1 pseudogene is annotated in these 4,442 nt (G+C 38.3%); it reads left to right on the forward strand.

Annotated elements, in window-relative coordinates:
* A pseudogene (locus Q0891_RS17095) lies at positions 1-4,442 on the forward strand (hypothetical protein); the annotation flags it as partial.

Genomic DNA, 4,442 nt, shown 5'->3' on the forward strand with positions numbered 1-4,442 from the left:
CCAGAGCCAATATTTGTAAGAGTAGAGAGTTCAGGAGACTCAAGTTGTTATAATGCGTCAGCAACGGCCTTGTTTGATTTGGTTGTAAATACCAGAGCAATTGCAACAATGCCAGAAGCTATGGAAGTTTGTGATGATACGAGTAATGACGGTCAAGCGACTTTTGATTTAAGCAGTCAAGATGCTGTAATTTTGGGCAGTCAAAGTTCAGGGACATTTAATGTGTCTTACTACACAAGTCAAGACGATGCAAATAATAATGTAGGCGCTTTAGCGACAAACTATACCTCAGGTGCACAAACGATTTATGCACGTGTAGAAGATCCTATGCATCCTGACTGTTATGCTACCACAAGTTTTGATTTAATTATACACGCTTTACCAGAAATTGTTGCTGTAACAGCCTTACAAGTCTGTGATGATGATACCGATGAGTTTGTCGCTTTTCCATTGAGCACAAAGGTTTCAGAATTATTAAACGGACAAACCGACGTGGATGTCTCATTTTATGAAGCACCAGCAGAAGCGATAGCAGGTACACCAGAGATTTTTGATGGTTATGTTAATACTACGATGACTAACCAAACGATATATGTACGTTTAGAAAATACAGTTACAGGATGTTATACTATTAATACGTTAGAATTAGAAGTTTTAGAAAACCCAATAGCTAACGCGACCACACCATTAGAAGTTTGTGATGACAATGCCGATGGTATAGCTGTATTTAACCTAAGCTTAAAAGACGCAGAAGTTATCGGATCCCAAACAGGAATGAGTGTAACGTATTATCTAAATTCTAGTGATGCTACTTTAGGAACCAATCCATTACCAACAAATTACACCAATACCACAGCAGGAACACAAGATATCGTTGCGTTAATAAGTAATGATGCCACAGGATGTTCAGCAATGACGACTTTACAGTTAATTGTTAATCCAAAACCAACAATTATAAGTGTAACACCATACGAATTGTGTGATTACACCAATCCAGGAGATGAGCAAGAGCAATTTGATTTAAGCACTAAGACTGACGAGATTTTAAATGGACAAGTGAATGTTTCAGTTAGTTATTACGCTACAGTAGCCGACGCAGATGCAGGTAGTGCTATTACAGGACTCTATACGAACACTAGTAACCCAGAGACCATCGTAGCAGAGCTTACCAATACGTTAACCAATTGTAGTTCAAGAGTCTTATTTGATTTGGAAGTTAATCCATTACCATTGGTGGTAGCACCAACAGCATTAGAAGTTTGTGACGATGGAACACCAGATGGTGTAACAGAAATGGACTTAAGTTTAAAGAATTCAGAGATAACAAGTAATAACCCAGCGTATTCCGTAAGTTATTATGAAACACCAGGTGAAGCGATATCAGAGAGTAATCCACTACCAACACTATATACCAATGATTTTAATGGTCAGATAGTCCATGTGCGCGTAGAAGACATTAACACAGGCTGTTATGATACAACCACCTTAGAGTTAATTGTAGAACAAGCACCAATAGCCTTTACACCACAGCCTTTAAGATACTGTGATCCAGATAATGATGGTTTTGGGGTGTTTACATTAACAGATGTGAATAATGAGATTACAGGAGGTGCACCAGGCTTACAAGTGACGTATCACGAAACATATACCAATGCCTTTTTTGGAGTCGATGCTATAGACACGAGTATAGATTATAACAATATTGTTATTGATGAGCAATTGCTTTATGCACGTGTAGAGAGTGCAACCATAGCTACAGATTGTGCAACATTAGTAGAGTTATTATTAATAGTAGAGCCAACACCACAATTGGTAGCACCAACACCATTAGAAGTGTGTGATGATATCTCAGCCGATGGTTTTGCCGTGTTTGACTTAACAAGTAAAGATGAAGAGCTTTTAAACGGTCAAGATGCGACGCAGTATATTGTAAGTTATTACACCTCAGAAGCCAATGCAGAATCTGCAAGCAATGCAATAACAAGCCCAACAGCCTATACCAATACAGATCCATTCAGTCAAATATTATGGGTTAGAGTAGAAGATAACATGACCGTAGAAGGCTGTTATAAACTTACAAGTTTAGAGCTAATTGTTAATCCATTACCAGTATTAGTTACACCAGCACCACTAGAGTTGTGTGATGACAATAACCCAGGGAATCAGCAAGAAGGCTTTACTTTAGAATTGGCAAATGAAGAGATTTTAGCAGGTCAAACGGGAATCAGCTTAACGCATTATGAGACGCAATTAGATGCAGAGAACGCGACGAATCCAATAGTAAGTCCATACTTAAATACGGCTAATCCACAGACTGTTTTTGTGCGAGCAGAGAATGATATAACAGGATGTTATAATACAGTAACAGTCACCTTACGAGTTAATCCAATACCATCGCCACAACCGAGCCCAGAGGCTATAGAAGTTTGTGATGATGACAATGATGGTTTTTCAGAATTTGATTTAGAGCAACGTACAGTAGCGATTACTAATAGTGAGCCTAATGTTGTAATTACTTACCATGAAACTCAGATTGATGCAGAGATGGGAGACAATGCCCTTGCAAGCCCATACATTAATATAGTAGCCGACACACAATTTTTATATGTACGCTCAGAGAACACACTCACAGGCTGTTATAGTTTAACTAGTAATAGACTTCAACTTATTGTACATGCAGCACCAGAAGTGCCATTAACAATAGAGCCTTATGTGATTTGTGATACAGATGATGATGGTATCGCTCAATTTGATCTTACAACAAAAGACGATGAGATTTTAGACGGACAAAACCCAGCAGATGTTATATTGACTTACCATGTCAGTGCAGCCGATGCAGATACAGGAGATAACCCAATAACTAATGTAGGTAGTTATACAAACAATGGTAATCCTCAAATGATCTATGTGCGTTTATACGATCCAATAACAAGCTGTCAAGATGTAGGTAGTTTTGAGTTAAATGTGGCTTTACCACCAGAAGCGGTGCAACCAACACAACTCAACGCTTGTGATGATCTAGGCGAAGTGCCAGGCGATGAAATAACAGTATTTGATCTTACATTAAAAGACAATGAAATAACAGGAAGCAACCCAAGTTGGAGTGTAGCTTATTATGAGACCAACGCAGATGCACAGTCTCAGATGAATGTAATTGCAGATCCAACTCAGTATACCAACACTAGTGTAGATGGTGCCATGGCTAACCCACAAACCTTATATGCAGTAGTAACCGATACAGATACAGGCTGTACGGATATGGTAACCTTAACCATACGAGTACAACCTAATCCAACACCGACACTTATTGTTCCAGATATCGAATTATGTGATACAGACAATGCAGGTAATGGTTTAGAGATTTTCGATTTAACCGAGCATGAGGTCTTATTACTCAATGGCGAAGCCAATGTGTCAGCAAGTTATTATGAAACAGCAGATGATGCAGATTCAGGAACCAATGCTATCGTAGACCCAACAGCCTATGAAAACATAGAGACACCAGAGCAAGTGATTTATGTAAGAGTAACCAATGATCTTACAGGTTGTTATGCCTTAGTTGATTTTAGTATCATAGTACATCCATTACCAGAGGTTGTAGCAGTAACCGACTATATTCAGTGTGAGCTAAATACAGATGGCCAAGATAGCTTTGACCTAACGTTAAAAGATGCAGAGATCTTAAACGGACAAGATGCAACGCAATTCATTGTAAGCTACCATGAAACATTGGTAGATGCACAAGATGGCGTTAATGGTTTAGTGAGTCCATATATCAACAGTATAAGTAACCCACAACCTATCTATGTAAGAATAACAAATAATGTAACAGGTTGTTTTATCAGTACTCAGAGTTTTAATCTCGAAGTACAAGAAGGCGCAAGAGCAGAAGAAGATCAAATTCTATATGAAGCTTGTGATGATAATATGGAAACCGATGGCGATACAACAAATGACAGTGTTCAGTTTGATTTAACCACGCAAGACACTCTAGTATTAGACGGTCAAGATAGTACCAACTATGTGGTAAGCTATTATGCAACTCAAGACGATGCAGACCTAAAAGTAAATCCATTACCAACCTTGTATGAAAATGTGGTTAATCCGCAAGTGATATATGCACGTGTAGACAATGACACACCAGATGGTGTAACAGGTAATGATACATCAATATGCTATGCCATAGCAGAAGTGATCTTACAAGTTAATCCATTACCAGAGTTTGATTTAGAAGATAGTTATATCTTATGTATCAATACCAATGGCACAGAAATATTAGAACCATTAGAGATTGATACAGGATTAACAACAACAGACTATAGTTTTGAATGGAGCTATGAAGGTGTTGTAATAACAGGCGAAACACAAGCGACGTTAATGCCAAGTGCAGGCGGTAATTATAGTGTAAGGATTGTTAATTTGGTAACAGGTTGTGAGAACGA

Origin of the sequence: uncultured Winogradskyella sp. (assembly GCF_947498005.1) — a bacterium.
Classification (GTDB): domain Bacteria; phylum Bacteroidota; class Bacteroidia; order Flavobacteriales; family Flavobacteriaceae; genus Winogradskyella.